Below are 19,208 nucleotides of genomic sequence, written 5' to 3'. Positions count from 1 at the left end.
AGTCCATTTGACCCTAAATGACTTCTTGGATTTGATTTTAAAAAGAATGCCACTAATTTTTGGCACGAATGAAACATAAACATTCATATGGAGAATGAATTCTTAAATGAAATCATTAAATGCTGTACAAAGATCAATAATTATTTTTCCAAGGATGGGATCATGCTTGACAACCTCAATTTCGATGGTTTGTTAAGTCACTTGACAGACCAATTTTATTTGGCTGGACAGGAGATAAAAGCACCTAGATTCGTAGAAACGAAAAGCAGACTGTTGTTACAAGGCTTGGTGGTAGCCTATCAATTGGTTGGGGAAAAAAGCTGGAAAATGTATAGGGTTTATGAACAAGGTGATATTGTCGTTGACTTGGATTCCCTCAGGTCAGGGAAACCTTCTGCCATTAGGTTTCAGGCTTATACCAAGGTGAGGTTAGCTGAACTTAATCGAAAAAACGAGAAAAAACTACTTAGGAATTTCTCTGAGTTCAACAAACTATCATCGCTCATCAATCAATTTATGTTCAGTAGGGAAGCTGCATTTGCGAGGATGCTCAGCATGGAAAACAACAAACGCTATGATACATTTTTGGACAAATACAGGGTTGCTGGAATTACACTCAAGGTCAAGGAGATTGCTGAATTGCTCAATTTCAGCGATTCAACAATCAAACGCATCAGACAACAAAAAAGATTGAAAGATGAAAAATAAACAATTGATTTGTAAGTAAGTAGTTCTTGATGTTTTTAAACATATCTTGATTAAAATTTATAAATAATTGCATTTTATCATGTTTATTAGGGGGTTGATGTCTTTTATTTGATTTTTTTAAAGAAAAAACACTAGGAATACTTGACTTTTTCAAAATTCGGAATCTAAATTTATAGTAGGCCTTTTCTTTTCTCGTCTTTTTAGGGTGGAGTGGGTTTGGTTCACTTTAAAAAGGTGGTAATGTATTGTTATCCAAAAACTTAAAGTCGAAAATTATGGAGAAAGAAAAACTAATGCTTGATTTGAAGTCAAAGCTTGATGGTTTGGCTGTCGTGCCTTTTGGTGCCTACCAAAAGTTGATGGAATTCATGGAGTTTAAAACCTTCAGGAAAGGGGATCTTATCAGAAGTTCAGGGGAGAAAGAACAATATTCCTACTATCTGTTTAGCGGGATCTTGGCCTTTGAAAAAGAAGGCATGTTGGAAAGGTTGTTTTTTGAGGATCAAGTTGCATTCGACAGCCATGCCTATCAGTCCGGGTTTCCAAGCCAATACAATTTGATAGCACTCAAAGATGGTTTGATGTCCCAGCTGTCCCACAATGACGAACTGAAGGTATTGAACAAACTCCCCGAATTCAACAGACTATCGCTTGCCCTCCAGCAAAAAGCAAAAGATACCGAAGACCTTTGGTATTGATATCCCAAAAACATTACAAAGATGCCTATGCCCTGCTCAACAGGTATTTCAATGGATTCTTTAGGATCTTAAACCCAGATCAGTTGGCACAACTTTTCAAAGTTGACAAGAGGACTATTAGCAGGCATAACAAGTATCTACACCAGATTAAAGAGTCGCCTGTTGCCAAAGTCAAAATGGGGGAAATCCTAAACTATGACTTTTTCTCCTCCCTGCACCTTGAAGCAGGTTTGATCACAAACAAGGTTGTGGCTTGGCTGAAAAGCCATCAGCTCTTGGAAAGCCCCAGACAAATCAGAAACTTTAGGGAAAACAAAATGACCTATCTGGCAGCAAGGCTATACCCCGAAGCTTCCCTTCAAAAAAGTATCTGGATTGGGAAACTCTATGCTTGGCTCTTTTTGATGGACGATTATGCCGATAGGTTGCCAAAGGGTCAAAAACTTAAGTTTTGGGCTGTCATGGAAGAGTCAGTTGGCAACATCATGGATCCATTTTACCAAGCTTACTTGGTGAATGAAAACATATTTATCCGGGGGTTTGAAATTCTATGGAAGGATTTTGCCATGCTGAAATCAGAATGGTATAGAGATACCCTCAAAAGTGAAATTGAACAATACATGGTTGCAAACCTTTGGGAAGCCAAAAACAGGGATTTTGATAAGATTCCCCCATTGGAAGAGTACCTGAACAAAAGACCCTACTTTTCAGGAGGTAGGTTGGCACTTGAACTTATACCCCTTTGTATCCATGGAAAACCAGAGGAGATCCAATACGCATGGGGTATGCTGGAAGCTCCCAGGAAACTTGCCGCAGAGTTGATATTTATCAGCAATGACATCCTTTCCTACCAAAAAGAGGCTGAAATCAGTGATTTTCATAATTGGGTAGCCTTGTTGATGGAAAATCAAAAGATGGATAAAGATGGCGCCATGCAGACTCTTTTACTCAGGCATGACAAAGTACTTCGGACCTTTGAATCCAAAATCAGACTTTATACAGCCAATTACAAGCCTGAAGATTCCCTAAACCTCTCTATGATCAAAAACTTGAAATTTCAGGTAAGTGGTGCGGTCACCTGGTCTGTGGAGGATACCAAAAGATACCTACCAAAGGAAAAGCTCGCCAATACCATTGCGCGAATTGAGAAATCCTTTAAGTATTGAGAACTTCCAGGAGCCCATTTTATCATGGGATTAATTTGAATTTTTGACGAAACCGAAAAACTAATTAACTTAAATCTACAGCTATGTTAAGGGATTATACAGAAGACCTGATCAAGAATCTTGAAAAGGAATTGAACATGCTTTCTCTTGAGGACGGCAACAAACTCCAACAACTCGAACAAGCCTTCCACCATACAGAGGAGGCTGTGCTGAAACTCAGAAACTACCTCGACAAATATACCTTTGAAAGCGAACAGGAGGAGATTGCCTTTTTTAAACATACCAACCCCAAACTGCTCAAAGAGGCTTTTTTCTATGCAGAATACTTCAACATAGAATCCAAAAAGCCCGTGGGAAGAAAAAAAATAATCAAAAGCCACTACAACAAAGCCATCCAACGCCTGTCCTTGGCGCTGGAACAAAAGAAGGATATATACCACTATGCACTGCTCAATGAGGAAAGCATGGATAGGCTCTATTTTCTGCGCAACACCGACAATACCATGTTTCGACCCGATAGGGATATCCTGCTAGTCAACCCCAAATATGATACCCTCCACAGTTACCTGCTGGCAAAAGCCTATTCATGGGTTCAGCTGATAGACTTGCTCAAGGACGAAATCAAACAACTTGAAAACAAAGAGGTACTCAGTGGGGAAGCAAGAAGAAAGCTCCGCTGGACTGCCCCAAAAGTTCAACTGATAGAGTTGATCTATGCACTCAAGGCTGCTGGGGTATTCAACAACGGTACTGCCGATATCAAAGAGATAGCCAATACCATGGGGTTGCTGTTTGACAAAAAACTGACAGACTATTACCGCACCTTCCAGGAAATCAGGGTTCGCAAAAAAAGCAGGACAGTATTCCTTGATACCATGCAGGAAAGACTCCTGCAATGGATGGAAGAAAGTGAAGGGCTTTGATCCTTATTAGATTTATTGCCACAGGATTTTAGATGGTATTTCCTATTTTTTTACTCCTTTCCAACAATCCCAACCAAAAAGGTTGGGATTGTTTTTGTGTTTGGTTTTGCTTTGATGGAATCCCATGCATTGGTGAAATTGTTTCAGTTTTTGGGTTAATCAATTTCTTTTTCTTTAAGTTTTAGCGTGTAGATTAGATTGTTTTTATTCATTTTATAGATGTGGTTGATTGTTTTGCTAGTGGGTATTTTGTACTGAAGCCTATCTTCCTATTTTCTTAAGTACCCCATTTTGAGCAAGGTTTTTTTGTCTCTCCCTTCTCGTTTCTCGCTTCTTTTTTTTTCACCTCCCTTGGGTCAAAGTGGTGAATAGCAGATCGTTATCCTTCCAATCTTTGATTCAATGATATTCAAAAGAAAATAATGATTGCCATGGATGATTTCCTACCATTCTATAACCCATACCTGCTGCTGATCCTGATCACGGTGATCTACTACCTGATCCTGATACCGGTATGCTTCAAAACTGAATTTCTGGGGTTGTTTTCTTTCAAAGCTTCACCTGTACAGATGGAAGCTGTGTTCCGGGAATACAGGGAATGGCTGGAATTGGTCGATAAGCTTAGGCCTGACCAAAAAGCAAAGGCAGTCTATGCCATCGACAATTCCAAATGGCTTAAAAAACTACCCTATAGAGAAGCAATGGACTTAGACCGGGTATGGAAGGATAAGATCCATAGGGAACAACTTTCAAACATCAAAAACCAAACTAAAATATCATGAAGACAAAAAACAAGATTGGCTATTTGGCCATGGGATGCCTGCTGATTTCATTTTCTGTTTTGGCACAGGATGGCAATTCAGGAATCAATGCAGCGACACAACAGGTGAGGAGCTATTTCCAGTCAGGGGTCAACCTGATGTATGCCATTGGTGCAATCGTTGGACTGATCGGCGCTGTCAAAGTATTCAACAAATGGAATTCTGGGGAACCTGATACAGGCAAGGTGGCGGCAGCATGGTTTGGCAGCTGCGTGTTTCTGGTGATCGTGGCAACGGTATTGACCAGCTTCTTCGGCTAAACCATGGACAAGTCATTTCAAATCAACAAGGGCGTCAACAAACCAATGGAATTCAAGGGCTTCCAAGCACAGTATATTGTATATCTGGGCATTGGAATGCTCTTGGACCTGGCCCTTTTTACCTGCCTTTACTTTGTCGGAATTCCCATACTGATCAATGCAGGGAGTTGTCTGATGATTTTTTTTGGGCTCTACCAAAAAGTATTCAACCTCAACAAAACCTACGGCCAACATGGAATGATGAAAAAACTTGCATCAAAACAAATCCCAAGGGCCATCAAGATACGGGACAGAAACTACATCAAATCCCTGAAAAGTAAATCCATAAGCAATGATTAGCCAAAAACAAGACCGGGAAATGGAAAACCTATTTCCACTCTTGGCAGTGGAAAATGACCTAATCATCTCCAAACAGGCAGATGTTACCGCATGCTTTGAACTTGGCTTGCCGGAAGTATTCACTTGCTCCAAAAGCCAACTGGAAGCATTGCACGAGGCTTTTGTCAAAGCCATCAAAATACTGCCTGATGGATACATCTTCCACAAACAGGATTGGTTTATCAAATGGGACTACCATGCCGACCTAGAAAAGCCAAACAACTTTCTGGATAGATCCAGTGAACTGTTTTTCCATGAAAGACCCGGACTCAAACACAGAAGCCTGTTGATGCTCACCAAAAGAAACCCTGAAACCAAACTGCTCGATTCCTCCCTTTCCAACCTGCTTAGAAACAACCTGGTGCCAAAGCAGATTCTCCAGCCTAATTTCATATCAGATATGGAGACAGCCTTGGGACAGTTTACACAGCTGCTGAGGGATGCAGGGATTGAAGTCAGACGGATCTGTGGGGATCAACTCGTAGGGGAGCAAAACCCCATAGAATTGCAACTTAACCTTGGTCAAGAGAAAGAAGCTGCCTTGATCTCTGATATTCAGTTTTATCCGGAATGGAATATTGCAGGTAAACATCCGCTCATGTTTTCAATTGCAGACACTCAGGAACTGCCAAATCAGATCAGCAGCAGCGCTCCATTTGAAGCATATAGCAGTGACAAAAGCCAGTTTATGGTCGGCTATACAGCCCCAATCGGTTGCCTATTGCCCTATGACCATTGTTATAACCAATACATCTTTGTCCAAGACAGGATGGAAATGATGAAGACACTCGAAGCAAAAAGGTTGCGTTTGTTTTCCCTTTCCGCCTACAGCAGGGAAAATGCCCTTGCTGCCGACGGTATCCAAGAGTACCTAAACCAGGCAATCAGGGAAGGAAGCACACCTGTTTCGGCACATTTCAACCTGCTCTGTTGGACAGCTGACAAAAATAAGCTTGCCAATATGAGAAACTTTGCTTCAGCAGCACTTTCAAAGATGGATGTTTTGCCAAAACTGGAGACTATAGGTGCACCACAGCTTTATTGGGCAGGGATTCCAGGCAACGAAGCGGCATTTCCCATGAATGAATCCTTTGTTTCATTTGCGGAACCGGCAAGCTGCCTGCTTATTTCAGAAACCCAATACAAATCCCCGGTTGGCAGGTTTGGAGTCAGGCTGGGAGACAGGATCAGTGGCTATCCCATACAGGTGGACCTATCGGACGAGCCCATCAAAAAGGGTTGGATAACCAACAGAAACAAGTTTGTGCTCGGACCCTCTGGATCTGGAAAAAGCTTTTTTACCAACCATATGGTCAGAAGCTATTATGAACAGGGAACGCATGTAGTGCTCGTAGATGTAGGGCATTCCTACAAAGGGCTCTGTGATTTGGTAGGTGGATATTACTTTACCTATCAGGAAGATAAACCCATCAAATTCAATCCTTTTTTCCTTTCGGGACAAAGGCTTGATACAGAGAAAAAGGAAAGCCTGAAAACACTTTTGCTGGCACTCTGGAAAAAAGACGACGAAAAATTTACCCGTAGTGAATATGTAGCCATCTCCAACGCCCTGAAATCCTACTATGATTTTCTGGATGGTAATTCTGAGGTGTTTCCGTGTTTTGATACCTTCTACCGCTTTCTGGAGACAGACTTTGCCCTGCAACTGGAAGTCGAAAAGGTAAATCCCAAGGATTTTGACCTTGCCAATTTCCTGTATGTTCTCAGGCCCTACCATAAAGGTGGCGAGTTTGATTACCTGCTCAATGCCAAGGAAAACCTCGATCTGCTGTCACAACGCTTCATCGTCTTTGAACTCGATAACATCAAAGACCATCCCATCCTGTTTCCCGTAGTGACGCTCATTATCATGGAAATTTTCATTTCCAAAATGAGAAAGCTCAAGGGCATCCGAAAAATGATCCTGATCGAAGAAGCTTGGAAGGCCATTGCCAAGGAAGGGATGGCCGAATACATCAAATACCTCTTTAAGACCGTGCGGAAGTTCTTTGGTGAAGCCATCGTAGTCACGCAGGAAGTCGATGACATCATCAGCTCACCTGTTGTCAAAGATGCCATCATCAACAACTCGGACTGTAAAATCCTGCTGGATCAGGCCAAGTACCAAAACAAGTTCCACCAGATCCAAGAGCTGCTCGGGCTGACAGAAAAGGAAAAGATGCAGATCCTCTCCATCAACAAGGCAAACGAACCGGGAAGGAAATACAAGGAGGTGTTTATCGGTCTTGGCCCCGTGGGCAAGGTTTACAGAACCGAGGTGAGCCTGGAGGAATACCTGACCTATAGTACAGAGGAAAGCGAAAAGTTTAGGCTCGATACCCTTGCGGCAAAACTTGGAGATCGGAAAAAAGCCATCAGACAGATGGCCGAAGAGATAAGGTCTGAAGGAAAATAGATAGAAAAAGCGCATAACCCCAAAGTTTAAATCATGAAAAAGCATCGCAGTAAAGTAAGGTTTGTCATTTCAAAAGCCTTGTGCCTGATGTTGATGGGCATGATGGTGTGCTCAGAACCCAAAGAGGCGGAAGCTGTAGCCATCCCTGTGGCTGAGATCATCAAACAGGGAGTTACACGGGTAATCGTGGCGGTTGACCTCAGGATCCAACGCCTCCAGAACGAAAGCATTTGGCTGCAGAATGCCCAAAAAACCATCGAAAATGCACTTTCCAAACTGCGGCTCTCTGAAATCTCTGACTGGACTTCAAGGCAGAAAGAACTCTACCAAGACTACTACCAAGGCCTTTGGAAGGTGAAATCAATGATCTCGCAATACCAAAGGCTCAAAGATATTGCGCTCATACAGAAATCCCTGATTGAGGAGTACCAAAAGACCTGGTCCCTATTGCAGCGCAGCGGAAACTTCTCACCAGCGGAACTCCAACGCAAACAGAATATCTATGCGGGGATCCTTTCCCACTCAATAAAACATCTCGACCAGTTTGCATTCCTGATGAGAGACCAGCTGACAAATATGGGCGATGCAGCAAGGCTGGATGCCATCCATGATCTGGGAATGCAGATCCAAACCAACTATGATGAACTCAGAAGGTACAACCGGCACAACATGCTGATTTCCCAATACAGGAACAACCTCAAAAATGAAAACAACACCCTTAAGTCCATACAGCAATAAACCGTAGCACTCCGAAGGTTTGGGCTCCAGTTTGGATTGGAGTAAAGTGGGGATATGGTGGAGGGTAAATCCAAATACAAATGAATATACAAATGAAAACAGTCTTGATTATGATTGCCTTGGGCTTGGGTATTTCAATAGTTCCCGTGCAAGCACAGAACTTGGATGAATGGTTCAGGCAAAAAAGGACACAGAGAAGGTATCTGGCTACACAGATTGCAGCCCTTCAAATCTATGGAAATGCCCTACAGGATGGATACAGGGTATTTCAGGCGGGCAGTGGACTGATCAGGGACATCAAGTCGGGAGAATTCGAACTGCATAACCAGCACCTGCAAACAATGATGGGCTTAAGCCCACGCCTACAACCACTATCCAATACAATCGCTTTTGGAAATCATTTTATGGGGCTTTCCAACGAAATCAGAAAGTCAAGGCAAAGACTCAATGGCATGGAGTTGAAAACAGAAGAGCGGCTGATGCTCGGAAAGGTATATGCAGGAATGCTTCAAAAAGCAATCTATGCAGCTTCGCAAATGGAAATGCTGCTCAGGAATGGGGAGCTCCAGCTAACCGAAGCAGAAAGGATTCAGCTTGCCTCACAGATCGATGCAGAATTGGGGACAATCAAAGAGGATTTGATTGCACTCAACAGCATGCTTGATTTTTATACAGCATATGGCACCTCCATCCAAAAAGACAATCGGGTAATCCAAAACATCCTTCAACCATGAAAAAGAAAACCATTATTCTCTATTGTTTCTGCTTTCTTGGCCTTTTCGGAATGACTGAAAAAGTACAGGCACAGGATGCGGAAGTGGTGCAGCTCCTGCTCAATGTGGAGAAATTAGAACAGTTAAGGGGCATCTACAGCAACATGCTCAATGGATACCAAATCCTTACCCAAGGCTATAACAGCATCAGGGACCTGAGTCAGGGAAACTTTACACTTCATAAGGTATTTATGGATGGATTGGCCCAAGTCAACCCAAATGTAAGAAACTACAACAGGGTAGGGGAAATCGTCAGGTTACAGGGTCTGATCATGCAAAACTATAGAAGGACTTTCAGGCAGTTTACCGAATCTGGGGTTTATAGCATGCAGGAGCTCGACTACCTGTCTGCTGTGTACCAAAACCTTTTTAAGCTATCGCTGCGAAACCTCGATGAAGTGATCCTATTGATCACCTCGGGAAGCCTTACCATGTCGGATAAGGAAAGGATCCAATCTATTGACCGCATACATTCGGAAACCGATTCCATGTTTCGCTTTCTGCTCACCTTCAACAAGGACGTTAAACTTCTTGGGCACAGAAGGGTGAAGCAAAAGGCAGAGGTTGCAACCTTAAACCAGATCAACCGATGAGTATTTTCAATAGACAGGTGTTCGTCTTTTGGGGATATGGGTCAAATAAACATTGCTTTATAATCCTTGCCCTTTCAATGATCTCGCTCTTGCTCCTTCCTTTGCAGGCTTCTGCACAGGGTAGTGGAGCAGAAATGGGAGGATTTCATCAGGTTTTGGACAACCTCTACCTTGAGATGATCCCCCTAAGCAGCCAACTCATCGGGGTGGCTAGGGGCATAGCGGGTTTTGCGGCTATCTTTTACATAGGATCAAGGGTGTGGAAACACATTGCGCAGGCAGAGCCTGTGGATTTTTACCCCCTGTTAAGACCTTTTGCCATGGGCATGTTGATCCTGATGTTCCCTGCTGTGCTCGCGCTTATAAATGGGCTCCTGAACCCAATTGTCAGGGTAACCGAAAACATGGTAAGTGGCACAAACATCACTGTGGCATCACTGCTTGAAGAGAAAAAAAGGATACAGGATGAAGCCTTTTATGGTGAGCTCTACGGTACATCCAACCAAATCGATGAAACTGAACTTTGGTATAAATATGCCAATCCTGAGGAGGAGACGGGAAGTGAGGGTTTTTGGGACTCCATCAGTTCAGGCTTTAGGATGAGCATGGAAAGGGCAGCCTATGAATTCCAGTCATCGATCAAACGGTGGATGAGTGAAGTCCTGCAGGTACTCTTTATGGCAGCAGCCCTTGCCATCAACACCATCAGGACTTTTTACTTGATCGTCCTTTCCATACTTGGCCCACTGGTTTTTGGACTTTCCGTGTTTGATGGCTTTCAGCAGACCCTCAACAATTGGATAGCAAGGTACATCAATGTGTTTATGTGGCTTCCCGTGGCAAATATATTCGGAGCCATCATCGCCAAGATACAGGAAAACATGCTTAGGATCGACCTGTCCCAAATAGGCAATGAAGGCAAAACCTTCTTCTCTCAGGCAGATACGGCATACCTGATCTTTCTGGTCATTGCCATCATAGGATATTTTACGGTACCATCGGTGGCAAACTATATCATCAATCCAGGGGGAAGGGATTCGCTCTTGCATAAGTCCACTGCAATGGTAGTGGGAGCGCCAATCTTGGCAAGTAAACTAATCAAATAAAACCATGGACAGACCCATCAAACAACTCAGCAATATCAATACAGCCTTTAAGATGGTAAGGGGTTTTGCCTTGCTCGTTTGCATAGCAGCATTTCTGATGGTTGCCATCATCTTTGCCTACCACAGATATGAAATCAGGGAAAACAACGAGCAGATCTACCTGCTTGCCCACGACCAGGTCCTGCAGGCGGTTTCCAGCAACAGGCAGTCACAACTGTCGGTAGAGGCAAAAAACCATGTAAGGATGTTCCACCATTACTTTTTCAGCCTTGCACCCGATGAGGAACTGATCAACAGACAGATCCAACAGGCCCTCTACCTGGCAGACCAATCGGCCAAAAAAGCCTATGACAACCTTCATGAAAAAGGTTTTTACAACCAACTGCTCGCAGGCAATGTCTCCCAGGATATAGAGATGGATTCTCTGAGCCTAAACATGGCAAGCCACCCCTATAGCTTTACCTACTATGGTAAACAAAAAATAGTCAGGACTACCTCTGAGGTGATCCGGGTACTGGTCACGCGTGGAAGGCTTCGGGAAGTCAGGCGCTCAGAACACAATCCCCATGGATTTCTAATTGAACAATGGGAAACCATTCAGAACAATGATATCAAAGTCACCAAAAGATAAAGCCATGGAAAAAACCGACAAAGAAGTACTCCAAACAAAAGTTTCCCTATCCGAAGTATTTGGCTTTTATCAAACACAGATGTCAGACAGGCTAGTGCACTGCCTGAAAAACATGGAGAGCAGGTTGACCGAAATGGAACGTAAAATAGTCTGCGTCCTCATTTTCGCAGGCTTTGCCACCTTGTTAGCTGTCTCTGTTTTTGAACAAAATAGGAGCGGGGAAGCAATTCCGGCAAGAAAGGAGGGAAGAGTTCAGACGCTTGCCGTACCTCCCCAAGGCAACCTTCCCAGTCCAGTGGTGGACTCACTTCAGCTAAAAATTTATTCACAACCAAAAACAAAACAATCATGGAAAAACAAAAAGTAAACCCACAGAAAATGATGCTCCTATTCATGCCCGTAGTGGTCATTCCCCTATTGCTTTTGGGGATGACTTTCTTCAAGGGACAGCAATTGGAGGCTGAACAGGAATACCTTGGAATCAACAGCAACCTGCCAGATGTGATGCTTGATCAAACAGCACTCAACAAATGGAAAACCTACGAGCTTGAACAGCTCAAAGAGCGAAAGGAGAGGGAGGCAAAAAGGCTTGACCCATATACCAAAGCCATCACCTCGGAGGAAAATTTACCTGTAACCCTGATGCTAGATGGGGAAAATGAGCTTAAAGCCCAAGAGGAGCAGTTGCAGGAAAAATTGCAAAACATCATGGAATTGACACAAAGACAACCTTCCGTTGCTTTGCCACCTGAAAATGATAGGCAAATAATTCAGGCAGTACAAAACCCCGACCCTTATCTGCGAAGCGAGCAAAGCTATGGATTGGAAAGAGCTTCCGTCAATGAAGAAATAGACAGGCTCGAATACCTGATGCAACGCATGCAGGAAAGGCATGGACAACCCGATCCAGAACTGATGCAGTTGGAAGGTTTGATGGATAAAGTCCTGGCACTACAATATCCGGATCGATACATACCCAACCTTGAAAAAACCAGAGAGGAAGTGCGTTCCGCCTTTTCAGTAAAGCAAAATTCGGAAGATTTCAACAATGGTCAATTTAATGGGGCGGAAGAGGAAAGAAATGGTTTTTATGGCCTTTCCAGCGCAGTAGGGATGGAAGTGCCCATTCCTGAATCCTTTCCTGCTGTCGTGGGGGAAGACAAACAGGTGGTTTCGGGAAACAGCCTGATGCTCAAACTAACCAAGCCAATTGAAATCAACGGTATCCAATTCGGCCAAGGGGCAGAAATCCATGGCGTCTGCCAATTGGATGGGGAAAGGCTCAGGATCCAAATTGCACATATCAGGCATGACAACCACCTGCTGCCTGTAAAGATGGAAGTCTATGGGATGGATGCCTTGCCAGGTATAGCCATCCCAGGGGCAATCGGACGGGACGCCTCCAAAGAAGGCATGGCCCAGGGACTTCAGGGGTACAATCCCGTACAAGCAGGTTTTACGCTTCAGGCCCAGCTTGCCGCAACAGGCGTGGAAACGGCAAGGGGATTTCTTGGTAAGAAAACCAGACTCAAAAAGGTGAATGTCAAACACGGCCATCCCATCCTTTTGGTAGATAAAGCCTGATAGTTATGAAAAGAAGAAAATATCTATCCGGTTTATTCACCTTCGTTTGTCTTCTTTTGGCAAACATGGTTTGTGCACAAGGTACGGAAATCCATGGCCCATATCAGCTTGAGGTGACCTGGGATAAAACTACGGTACTGGTGTTTCCCGGAAACGTGCTCTCTATTGACAGGGGACACAAGGCACTGCTCGCACAAAAAGACGATGTGGCAGGAAACATCTTGAAAATTAAGGGGGGTGAAAGGCATTTTCCAGCCACAAACCTTCATGTGGTAACCGACAGGGGGGTATTGTACCAATTTGAGGTGCGCTATTCCGACTACCCATATAAGACTACCCACTATATCGAATCTGCCGATCAGCATACGCTGCAATTTGATTTTCCGCACAGCAAGGCAGATTTTATCAATTGTGTGAACCAGATTATGGGAAGGAAGGCCAAATCAAAAAAGACGGCCAACAAATACAAGATGGGCTTATCCCTCTTGGGGATATTCCAGAAAGATGGGGTGCTCTATTTTCAGTTGGGCGTCGAAAACCATTCCCAGATCCCCTTTGAAATAAAAGAACTTAAGGCAGTGGTGAAAGACAGCAAACAGGTGAAAAGGACAAGCAGCAGGGAGGAAGCAATGGAGTACCGTTTCAGCTATTTTGAAAATGGTACCGACTTAAATTTTGGATCCCCCAAAGTGATTGTACTCGCTTTCCCCCAATTCACCATTGCCGACAAGAAACATTTGCACCTGTTATTGTCTGAAAAACAGGGTGACAGGGTCATATCAATTAAATTAAAGGGCAAGCATCTGCTCAAAGCGGATAGCTTGTCCCATGTTCAATTATAAACAATAAGGAAAATGGATCAGGAAAATTTGGATTATCTAAAAGAGCGTTTGAAGTACTCAGGATTTGAGGACAAACTCAACGCAGATTTGGAAAAGCAGATCAAGGCAGGCAACGAAGGCTTCCAGTTGCCAATCAAGTTGAATTTTGAGGAAAAGAACATGGATTTCAACCTGCATTTCAAAAAGTCAAACCAGAATGAAAGGTATTTCTTCAACAAAATGGAGGTCATGCTCCACAACATCAACCCCGCCATTCCAATGAAAGAACATACATTCTACCAAAACCAAGGGGTTACGGCAAAGGAAGCATATAATCTGTTGGAAGGTAGGTCTGTGGAGAAAAGTCTCTTGAATTCAGAAAATGAACCTTACAAGGCTTGGCTACAGCTCGATCTTTCCCAGAAAGAGGAAAACGGGAATTTCAAACTCAACCAATACCATGAAAACTATGGCTTTGACCTAAAAAAGGAATTGGGAAACCTGCCCATCAAAGAATTGCAGGATGAGAACAAAGCCGAATGGTTGGTAAAGGCAGTCTCCAAGGGAAATACCTATCCGGTGACGATGCAGAAAGACGGAAAGGAAGAGATCATGTTTATAGAGGCCAATCCCAAATTCAAGTCGGTAAACGTCTATGATGCACAGATGAGGACTGTAAAGACCAATGACCTTAAGCTTAACAAGGAGGGGAACGGGATGGATGAGTCAAAAAAAAAAGACCTGAACTATAAGGAAAAACTAGAGAGCAAGGTCGCTGTCAACCTTCCAAACAGTCCCAAAGCTCCCAAGGCAAGAAAGGGGAAGAGGGTGTAGATTGGAAGTTGGGTTTAATCCATCCCCTTTCCCAATGGATTGGGGATGGTTTAATTTGAATATGATTTTTTAGGGCAATGGAATAGATAACCCTGTTAATAATTGGTGTTGTATATCCTATTGTATGTAGCGATTTCTTCTGGGCTTAATTTTTCCAACCTGCCTTTTGGCAGTCGTGTGCTTTCAGGATCCAAGTTCTCATGTTCTTTAAATTTGTTTCCATTTGTATTCTTTATCAAATCAAAACCATCATACTTTTTGCCATCTGCTGTGAAACTCTCGTATTGCAACTGATTTTTGTTGATGCTGATGATCTGATATAGTTGAATATTGGCACCAGCCCTTTCCATCCAACGATCCAATGAAGGGGTATACATTTTTGGGCCTGCTACAGAAACCACATACATAGGGCCTTTGGATGCTCCTTCGGGGATATCTGGTTTAAAGCCCCTTCCATAGGTATGGTCGTGTCCCTGGAATACGATGTCGACTTTGTATTTTTCAAACAAGGGTTGAAACAGCTCCCTTAATATTGGGTTGTCCCTTTTATCACTCACTGAATATACAGGGTGATGCATCAGCACTACTTTCCATTGGTTTTGAGTGTTTTTCAAAATTTCCTCCAACCAGTCTCTTTGGACATGTCTGGAAACAGAGTCCAGCATAATCAACTGGGAGTCCAGACAGATGATCTGCATATTGCCAAAGTCTTGGTAATAGACAGAGGATTGGTGGGGGATGGGGCCATTCTTCGGGAAACAGAACTGCTTGTCCCAATGATTGTCCAATTGAAGATTCCTTTGCTCGTCCCGTGTGTATTCATGGTTTCCTGGGGTTGCCAATATAGGGATCTGTGCATGCGCCCAGCCTCCCGTCCCATACCATTCACCCCATTCATGGTCGTTGTGGGTCCTGTTGATCAAATCACCTGCATAGAGCATAAACGAGGCTGTAGGCTGATGCATCAAGCTTTTTCTTACCACTCTTGAAGCCAGGGATTTAATTCCGTTTTGGATATCCCCCAGGTAGATAAAGGAAAACGCTTCCATGTTTTTGGATGCTGTGCTCACCTGAATCCATTCACTCCATGCATCTTCACTCCCTACCCGGTAGACATATAGTTTCCCAGGATCCAGTCCTGTGACATTTACCGAGAAGTAATGTGCCTCAACCCCATCTGAATCCAACATTTTTCTGTCAGCTTTCTTTTTGAGGATTTGTTCATCAAATTCGGGACTGTTGTTTTCCGGACTGATTTCGATAAAAGCCTCTTCGACTTCGATGGAAGTTCTAAAACCAACCGAAAAAGCAGTTTCAGGATCCTCCCCCAAATGGAGGGTGATCCTGTCAGGTGTAGAGGTTGGTAAAATACTCTGGGCAATTACCCCCTGTATTTTAAAGAATGAAATGATGGAAAGTAGAATTAATAGTTGATGATATTTCATTTTTCTTGTCAATTTTTATTTAATTGTTGGATATTCATCCGCGTTAAGATTATAAGGTAATTATGTGTTTGCATTTGTCATAAAACATGACTCTTTAAAATCGATCTTGCCTTTACCAATTGGTTTTTGACGGTATTCTTTGAAATATCCAGTCTTTCTGAAATTTCATAGTAGGAAAGGTTTTCAAAATAGCTTAGCTCCAAGATTTTTCTTTTTTTTGCTGACAAGCACTTAACGGCACTTTCCAATTTCACATAAAGATCTTCCTGAGAGCCTTCTTCAAAGGTAGATTCCTCTTGTCCATAATGGGCCAACCAATAGGCTTCTTTTTTCTTTGAATCTGATTTTAGCTTTTTGAAATAATCGAATACCTCATTTTTGGTAATGGTAAACAAATACGATTGAAATCCAGCTTCCAAGGATAAGGCATCCTTCTTGTCGAATATTTTAAGAAATACTTCATGGAATATGTTCTCTGCCGCTTCCCTGTCTTTTATGAAGGATTGTACAAAACGCATAACAGGAACCTTATAGATTTTGTAAACCTTTTCAATGGCTTGCTTATTTCCGGATTTAAATTGCTCGAAAGTTTCATTATCAAGGGGTGTCATAGCTGTAGGATTGAATTTGATAGATGAAATTTTGATATAAAACCCCTGAATTTTAACGCATTTCACGTATAATTATCCTCATATTGCGAAAATATTAGAGGTAACAATTAAATAATTCCCAGAGAATGATTCCTTAAAATTGAAAGGGTTTTTGGAGGATGGGTTAACTGAAAAATAATATGTTTTCCTTGATGGTTTGGGGGATTTAAATAACATAAAGACCTCCGCAATTTCACCAGCAGTTGAATTTCCCGATAAAATCATGCGATGATCTTTTTTTACACCATACCTGTTCGTGCTGGGGCATACAAGGGTTATTGGTTGATTGGTTCAAGGTGCATCAAGTGGCTTAAAAATTTCAATTCGTTTGGCTACCGTTAAGAAAAGGGGAATACATGAAATAGAAAAAGGCAGCCTATTTTCATAGACTGCCAATTTGTGGTTTTGGGTAAAAAGTCATTCTCCTATAAGTCCCAGGTATCTGCCCATCCAATAGGGGAGCAACCAAATATCTCCAGCACTATACTCAGACATTCCATCATTTCCACCATCCAGCCTGAACCGGTTGGAATTGTGTTTTGCAACAACTGTTTCCGAAGGTGGTAAAACAACCTCTGTACTTTGCTTTCTGAAATTGTCTTGGACACGGATGATGTCCTTTCTATGGCTGTTGCCCACATTCCAACTGATAAGATCCATAGGGTGTTTTTTTAAGAACCAAATTGATTCCTGCAAATCAAAGTTTTTAGGCTGCACCATTGCGGTAAAAATATTCCACAATGCATCTTTTTCGGGTCTTTCAGCCTCCCAGTGGTCGAGGATTGCTTTTTTGTATTGTATTTTTAGGGTGTCATTGAAAGCATATCTGTAAAGACCCCAATAACCCAAAAAATACATTTCATCATCAGAATGGTTCCAAGCCTGAGATAGGAGGTCAGCCCACTGGTCATCCCCGTTTTCAGCACGTCCAATTTGATCCATAGGCCTTAAGAGATTTTCCAAATACCCATGTCTTTCCATCAGTTCAAAAGCCTTTTCCCTGTATACCTCTTTTTGAGTAAAATAATATGCAGTCTGTAGCATGGCGATGATATTTGAGGAATTGAGCTTTCTGTCCCCAACCTGTTCAGGGAAACCGTTGACATATTCGGGATTCCACTTACCCCACAAAGTAGGTTTCTGGTCATAATCAATCAAGTAGAAGTCATTTTCCACGATATGTGTCATCAAGGTGTCAATCAGCGCTATGGATTTGGATTTAACCCAAGAATCATCCACTATTTCGGCCAAAACACCAAACGCAAAGATGTGCCCAATTGCCTCGTCGCTGCTGGTGGTTGCCTTCCAATCCCATCCCGGGATTTCGGAATGTTGCCACCTTTCAGGATCAGACATTTGACTGATGTAGCCACTCCTTTCATAAGAACGTGAGGGGAAACCAGGCACTTGGTTGATGGAATACAGCCTTTCCATAGCCAAAAGGGATTCTTTGCAATTCTGTAATGCCTCAGGATCTTTGGAAGCCGCATATCTGAAAGCCTGTCCCCCCAAATACATGGCTGTCCATAAACCATCGTTGTCCGAATCCTTCAGACGCGCATTATGGATGTTTCCTTTTTCATAAAGCAATAAATCCGAATTGAATCCATATCGAATATGCCTTTCTTGTACCTGCTTTTCGTAGAACTGTGCTTTTTGGGCTAAAGTCATCTCCTCGAAAGTGATTTTGGATAGTCCTGCCTCTGTAAGGATTAGAATTTCATGCTCTTTTTCGGTATTGATAGCAACTACGCTATCACCCAAAATCCACCTTTCTCCGAAATAGTATGAGATTTCCGACTTCGTTCCTTCTTTGTTGTTGGACACACTGAATACACCCTTGGTCGTTCCCAACCATAATTTTTCTGCGGAAAAGGACACTGTGGTAATTTCCGTCCATGGGATTTTGCGTTGCCATATTATTTCCTTTTCCGATGAATTTAGAGGTATTTCGCAATATCCATTTTCTGAACCTATCAATACCCGGTCTCCATTTGAATCCAAGTCGAAAGAGGTGAAGCCATCTGCCATGGCAAAGCTTACAGCTTTTTGAGCTTCAAAGTCTAGCCTGTAGAGATTTTTTATGCTTAATGCCCAAAAACTGTTGGTACCGGGATGGTATTTCAATTGCAGGACTTTTTGGCCATCGGGAAGGATTAGCTCCCAGCTTTCTATACCTTCAGTGATCAATCTGACCCTATTTTCCTCAGCGACGCAAAAGTTGAAATACTTCCCTACGACAAAGGCGGTGGGGTTTTTCATTTGGTGGTTTATATACACACTGCCAGCATAGCCATTTGAGAAAATAGCCTGCGAATCAAGATAGAAGACTTGGGAATCATAAGAGGAAATTGCTATGATCTGATTGGCTGACATGGGCAGGTAATAATTGTTGGCAACCAGTTTTCCGGGAGCCAAAAACTCTCCGTTCACAGCACTGAGAATTTTTGTTTCCGCCAGCACCTGAATATTCCCGTTTCTTTCCCGTGCTAGCGCTTTGGGATTTTCTTTTCCATCATAATGATACTTGATGGCATAATCCTGAAGGAAAATTTCATCTTCATAAAAGGTCTGGGATTTACCCTCCAATTCGTTGCCGCTTAGTTGAATACAGGAGTGTAAGCCACACAGGAAGACTATACAGATTAAATTTTTCATCAAGG

At 42.7% G+C, this 19,208-nt stretch carries 20 protein-coding genes; 17 read left to right on the top strand and 3 right to left on the bottom strand.

Translation table 11 applies throughout. The features are described from left to right. The first annotated feature begins 87 nt into the window (after window positions 1–87). The 17 genes from MM213_RS17430 to MM213_RS17350 all read left to right on the top strand — a co-directional run bounded on the left by MM213_RS17430 (window position 88) and on the right by MM213_RS17350 (window position 14,450). The gene (locus MM213_RS17430) at window positions 88–708 is read left to right on the top strand and encodes a cyclic nucleotide-binding domain-containing protein (protein WP_241414176.1); all 621 of its coding nucleotides are present in this window, start codon (window positions 88–90) and stop codon (window positions 706–708) included. Between the two features lie 275 nt (window positions 709–983). After that, window positions 984–1,406, top strand: a complete 423-nt coding sequence (locus tag MM213_RS17425) for a cyclic nucleotide-binding domain-containing protein (protein ID WP_241414175.1) — start codon at window positions 984–986, stop codon at window positions 1,404–1,406. After that, a complete protein-coding gene (locus MM213_RS17420) occupies window positions 1,397–2,572 on the top strand; it encodes a terpene synthase family protein (RefSeq protein WP_241414174.1) in 1,176 nt (391 codons plus the stop codon). Before MM213_RS17425 ends, MM213_RS17420 begins: the two co-directional genes overlap by 10 nt. Before the next feature lie 83 nt (window positions 2,573–2,655). After that, window positions 2,656–3,495: an RteC domain-containing protein gene (locus tag MM213_RS17415; RefSeq protein WP_241414173.1), complete on the top strand. Its 840-nt coding sequence runs from the start codon at window positions 2,656–2,658 to the stop codon at window positions 3,493–3,495. 431 nt (window positions 3,496–3,926) lie between these two features. Next, complete coding sequence (locus MM213_RS17410; RefSeq protein ID WP_241414172.1) at window positions 3,927–4,277, top strand: hypothetical protein; 351 nt, start codon at window positions 3,927–3,929, stop codon at window positions 4,275–4,277. After that, window positions 4,274–4,576 carry a DUF4134 domain-containing protein gene (locus MM213_RS17405; RefSeq protein ID WP_439647568.1) on the top strand — a complete coding sequence of 101 codons (303 nt, stop codon included), beginning with the start codon at window positions 4,274–4,276 and terminating at the stop codon, window positions 4,574–4,576. Before MM213_RS17410 ends, MM213_RS17405 begins: the two co-directional genes overlap by 4 nt. Before the next feature lie 3 nt (window positions 4,577–4,579). Continuing rightward, window positions 4,580–4,915, top strand: a complete 336-nt coding sequence (locus MM213_RS17400; RefSeq protein WP_241414171.1) for a DUF4133 domain-containing protein — start codon at window positions 4,580–4,582, stop codon at window positions 4,913–4,915. Continuing rightward, entirely contained in the window at window positions 4,908–7,370 is a 2,463-nt protein-coding gene (locus MM213_RS17395; protein ID WP_241414170.1) for a TraG family conjugative transposon ATPase, read from the top strand. Before MM213_RS17400 ends, MM213_RS17395 begins: the two co-directional genes overlap by 8 nt. Before the next feature lie 33 nt (window positions 7,371–7,403). Beyond that, window positions 7,404–8,108, top strand: a complete 705-nt coding sequence (locus tag MM213_RS17390; RefSeq protein ID WP_241414169.1) for a conjugal transfer protein TraI — start codon at window positions 7,404–7,406, stop codon at window positions 8,106–8,108. 92 nt (window positions 8,109–8,200) lie between these two features. Then, window positions 8,201–8,842: a hypothetical protein gene (locus tag MM213_RS17385; RefSeq protein WP_241414168.1), complete on the top strand. Its 642-nt coding sequence runs from the start codon at window positions 8,201–8,203 to the stop codon at window positions 8,840–8,842. Next, on the top strand, window positions 8,839–9,474 hold the full coding sequence (locus tag MM213_RS17380; protein ID WP_241414167.1) for a TerB family tellurite resistance protein: 636 nt from the start codon (window positions 8,839–8,841) through the stop codon (window positions 9,472–9,474). The genes MM213_RS17385 and MM213_RS17380 overlap by 4 nt, the downstream gene beginning before the upstream one ends. A gap of 77 nt (window positions 9,475–9,551) precedes the next feature. Then, the gene (traJ, locus tag MM213_RS17375) at window positions 9,552–10,580 is read left to right on the top strand and encodes a conjugative transposon protein TraJ (protein WP_241414166.1); all 1,029 of its coding nucleotides are present in this window, start codon (window positions 9,552–9,554) and stop codon (window positions 10,578–10,580) included. Window positions 10,581–10,584: 4 nt separating this feature from the next. Beyond that, on the top strand, window positions 10,585–11,211 hold the full coding sequence (gene traK / locus MM213_RS17370; RefSeq protein ID WP_241414165.1) for a conjugative transposon protein TraK: 627 nt from the start codon (window positions 10,585–10,587) through the stop codon (window positions 11,209–11,211). Between the two features lie 4 nt (window positions 11,212–11,215). Next, entirely contained in the window at window positions 11,216–11,578 is a 363-nt protein-coding gene (locus MM213_RS17365) for a hypothetical protein (RefSeq protein WP_241414164.1), read from the top strand. Window positions 11,579–11,589: 11 nt separating this feature from the next. Next, window positions 11,590–12,795 (top strand): conjugative transposon protein TraM, encoded by a 1,206-nt coding sequence (traM, locus tag MM213_RS17360; protein WP_241414163.1) that lies wholly within the window; start codon window positions 11,590–11,592, stop codon window positions 12,793–12,795. A gap of 5 nt (window positions 12,796–12,800) precedes the next feature. Then, complete coding sequence (locus tag MM213_RS17355; RefSeq protein ID WP_241414162.1) at window positions 12,801–13,637, top strand: DUF4138 domain-containing protein; 837 nt, start codon at window positions 12,801–12,803, stop codon at window positions 13,635–13,637. Between the two features lie 12 nt (window positions 13,638–13,649). After that, the gene (locus tag MM213_RS17350) at window positions 13,650–14,450 is read left to right on the top strand and encodes a hypothetical protein (RefSeq protein ID WP_241414161.1); all 801 of its coding nucleotides are present in this window, start codon (window positions 13,650–13,652) and stop codon (window positions 14,448–14,450) included. 95 nt (window positions 14,451–14,545) lie between these two features. Here MM213_RS17350 and MM213_RS17345 read toward each other — a convergent pair whose 3' ends face one another. The 3 genes from MM213_RS17345 to MM213_RS17335 all read right to left on the bottom strand — a co-directional run bounded on the left by MM213_RS17345 (window position 14,546) and on the right by MM213_RS17335 (window position 19,203). Next, on the bottom strand, window positions 14,546–15,895 hold the full coding sequence (locus tag MM213_RS17345) for a purple acid phosphatase family protein (RefSeq protein ID WP_241414160.1): 1,350 nt from the start codon (window positions 15,893–15,895) through the stop codon (window positions 14,546–14,548). A gap of 77 nt (window positions 15,896–15,972) precedes the next feature. After that, window positions 15,973–16,506: an RNA polymerase sigma factor gene (locus MM213_RS17340; RefSeq protein ID WP_241414159.1), complete on the bottom strand. Its 534-nt coding sequence runs from the start codon at window positions 16,504–16,506 to the stop codon at window positions 15,973–15,975. Between the two features lie 456 nt (window positions 16,507–16,962). Further along, window positions 16,963–19,203, bottom strand: coding sequence for a hypothetical protein (locus tag MM213_RS17335; protein WP_241414158.1), 2,241 nt, complete (start codon window positions 19,201–19,203; stop codon window positions 16,963–16,965). Window positions 19,204–19,208: the final 5 nt, after the last annotated feature.

Source organism: Belliella alkalica (genome assembly GCF_022549785.1).
GTDB classification, from domain to species: Bacteria; Bacteroidota; Bacteroidia; order Cytophagales; family Cyclobacteriaceae; genus Belliella; species Belliella alkalica.
This window is presented reverse-complemented; position numbering and strand designations above follow the sequence as displayed.

What these genes read in the sequence shown, in the direction of transcription:
- MM213_RS17430 (WP_241414176.1), top strand. Translation starts at nt 88, where the DNA reads ATGGAGAATGAATTCTTAAATGAAATCATTAAATGCTGTACAAAGATC.
- MM213_RS17425 (WP_241414175.1), top strand. Translation starts at nt 984, where the DNA reads ATGGAGAAAGAAAAACTAATGCTTGATTTGAAGTCAAAGCTTGATGGT.
- MM213_RS17415 (WP_241414173.1), top strand. Translation starts at nt 2,656, where the DNA reads ATGTTAAGGGATTATACAGAAGACCTGATCAAGAATCTTGAAAAGGAA.
- MM213_RS17410 (WP_241414172.1), top strand. Translation starts at nt 3,927, where the DNA reads ATGGATGATTTCCTACCATTCTATAACCCATACCTGCTGCTGATCCTG.
- MM213_RS17405 (WP_439647568.1), top strand. Translation starts at nt 4,274, where the DNA reads ATGAAGACAAAAAACAAGATTGGCTATTTGGCCATGGGATGCCTGCTG.
- MM213_RS17400 (WP_241414171.1), top strand. Translation starts at nt 4,580, where the DNA reads ATGGACAAGTCATTTCAAATCAACAAGGGCGTCAACAAACCAATGGAA.
- MM213_RS17395 (WP_241414170.1), top strand. Translation starts at nt 4,908, where the DNA reads ATGATTAGCCAAAAACAAGACCGGGAAATGGAAAACCTATTTCCACTC.
- MM213_RS17390 (WP_241414169.1), top strand. Translation starts at nt 7,404, where the DNA reads ATGAAAAAGCATCGCAGTAAAGTAAGGTTTGTCATTTCAAAAGCCTTG.
- MM213_RS17385 (WP_241414168.1), top strand. Translation starts at nt 8,201, where the DNA reads ATGAAAACAGTCTTGATTATGATTGCCTTGGGCTTGGGTATTTCAATA.
- MM213_RS17380 (WP_241414167.1), top strand. Translation starts at nt 8,839, where the DNA reads ATGAAAAAGAAAACCATTATTCTCTATTGTTTCTGCTTTCTTGGCCTT.
- traJ (WP_241414166.1), top strand. Translation starts at nt 9,552, where the DNA reads ATGATCTCGCTCTTGCTCCTTCCTTTGCAGGCTTCTGCACAGGGTAGT.
- traK (WP_241414165.1), top strand. Translation starts at nt 10,585, where the DNA reads ATGGACAGACCCATCAAACAACTCAGCAATATCAATACAGCCTTTAAG.
- MM213_RS17365 (WP_241414164.1), top strand. Translation starts at nt 11,216, where the DNA reads ATGGAAAAAACCGACAAAGAAGTACTCCAAACAAAAGTTTCCCTATCC.
- traM (WP_241414163.1), top strand. Translation starts at nt 11,590, where the DNA reads ATGATGCTCCTATTCATGCCCGTAGTGGTCATTCCCCTATTGCTTTTG.
- MM213_RS17355 (WP_241414162.1), top strand. Translation starts at nt 12,801, where the DNA reads ATGAAAAGAAGAAAATATCTATCCGGTTTATTCACCTTCGTTTGTCTT.
- MM213_RS17350 (WP_241414161.1), top strand. Translation starts at nt 13,650, where the DNA reads ATGGATCAGGAAAATTTGGATTATCTAAAAGAGCGTTTGAAGTACTCA.
- MM213_RS17345 (WP_241414160.1), bottom strand. Translation starts at nt 15,895, where the DNA reads ATGAAATATCATCAACTATTAATTCTACTTTCCATCATTTCATTCTTT.
- MM213_RS17340 (WP_241414159.1), bottom strand. Translation starts at nt 16,506, where the DNA reads ATGACACCCCTTGATAATGAAACTTTCGAGCAATTTAAATCCGGAAAT.
- MM213_RS17335 (WP_241414158.1), bottom strand. Translation starts at nt 19,203, where the DNA reads ATGAAAAATTTAATCTGTATAGTCTTCCTGTGTGGCTTACACTCCTGT.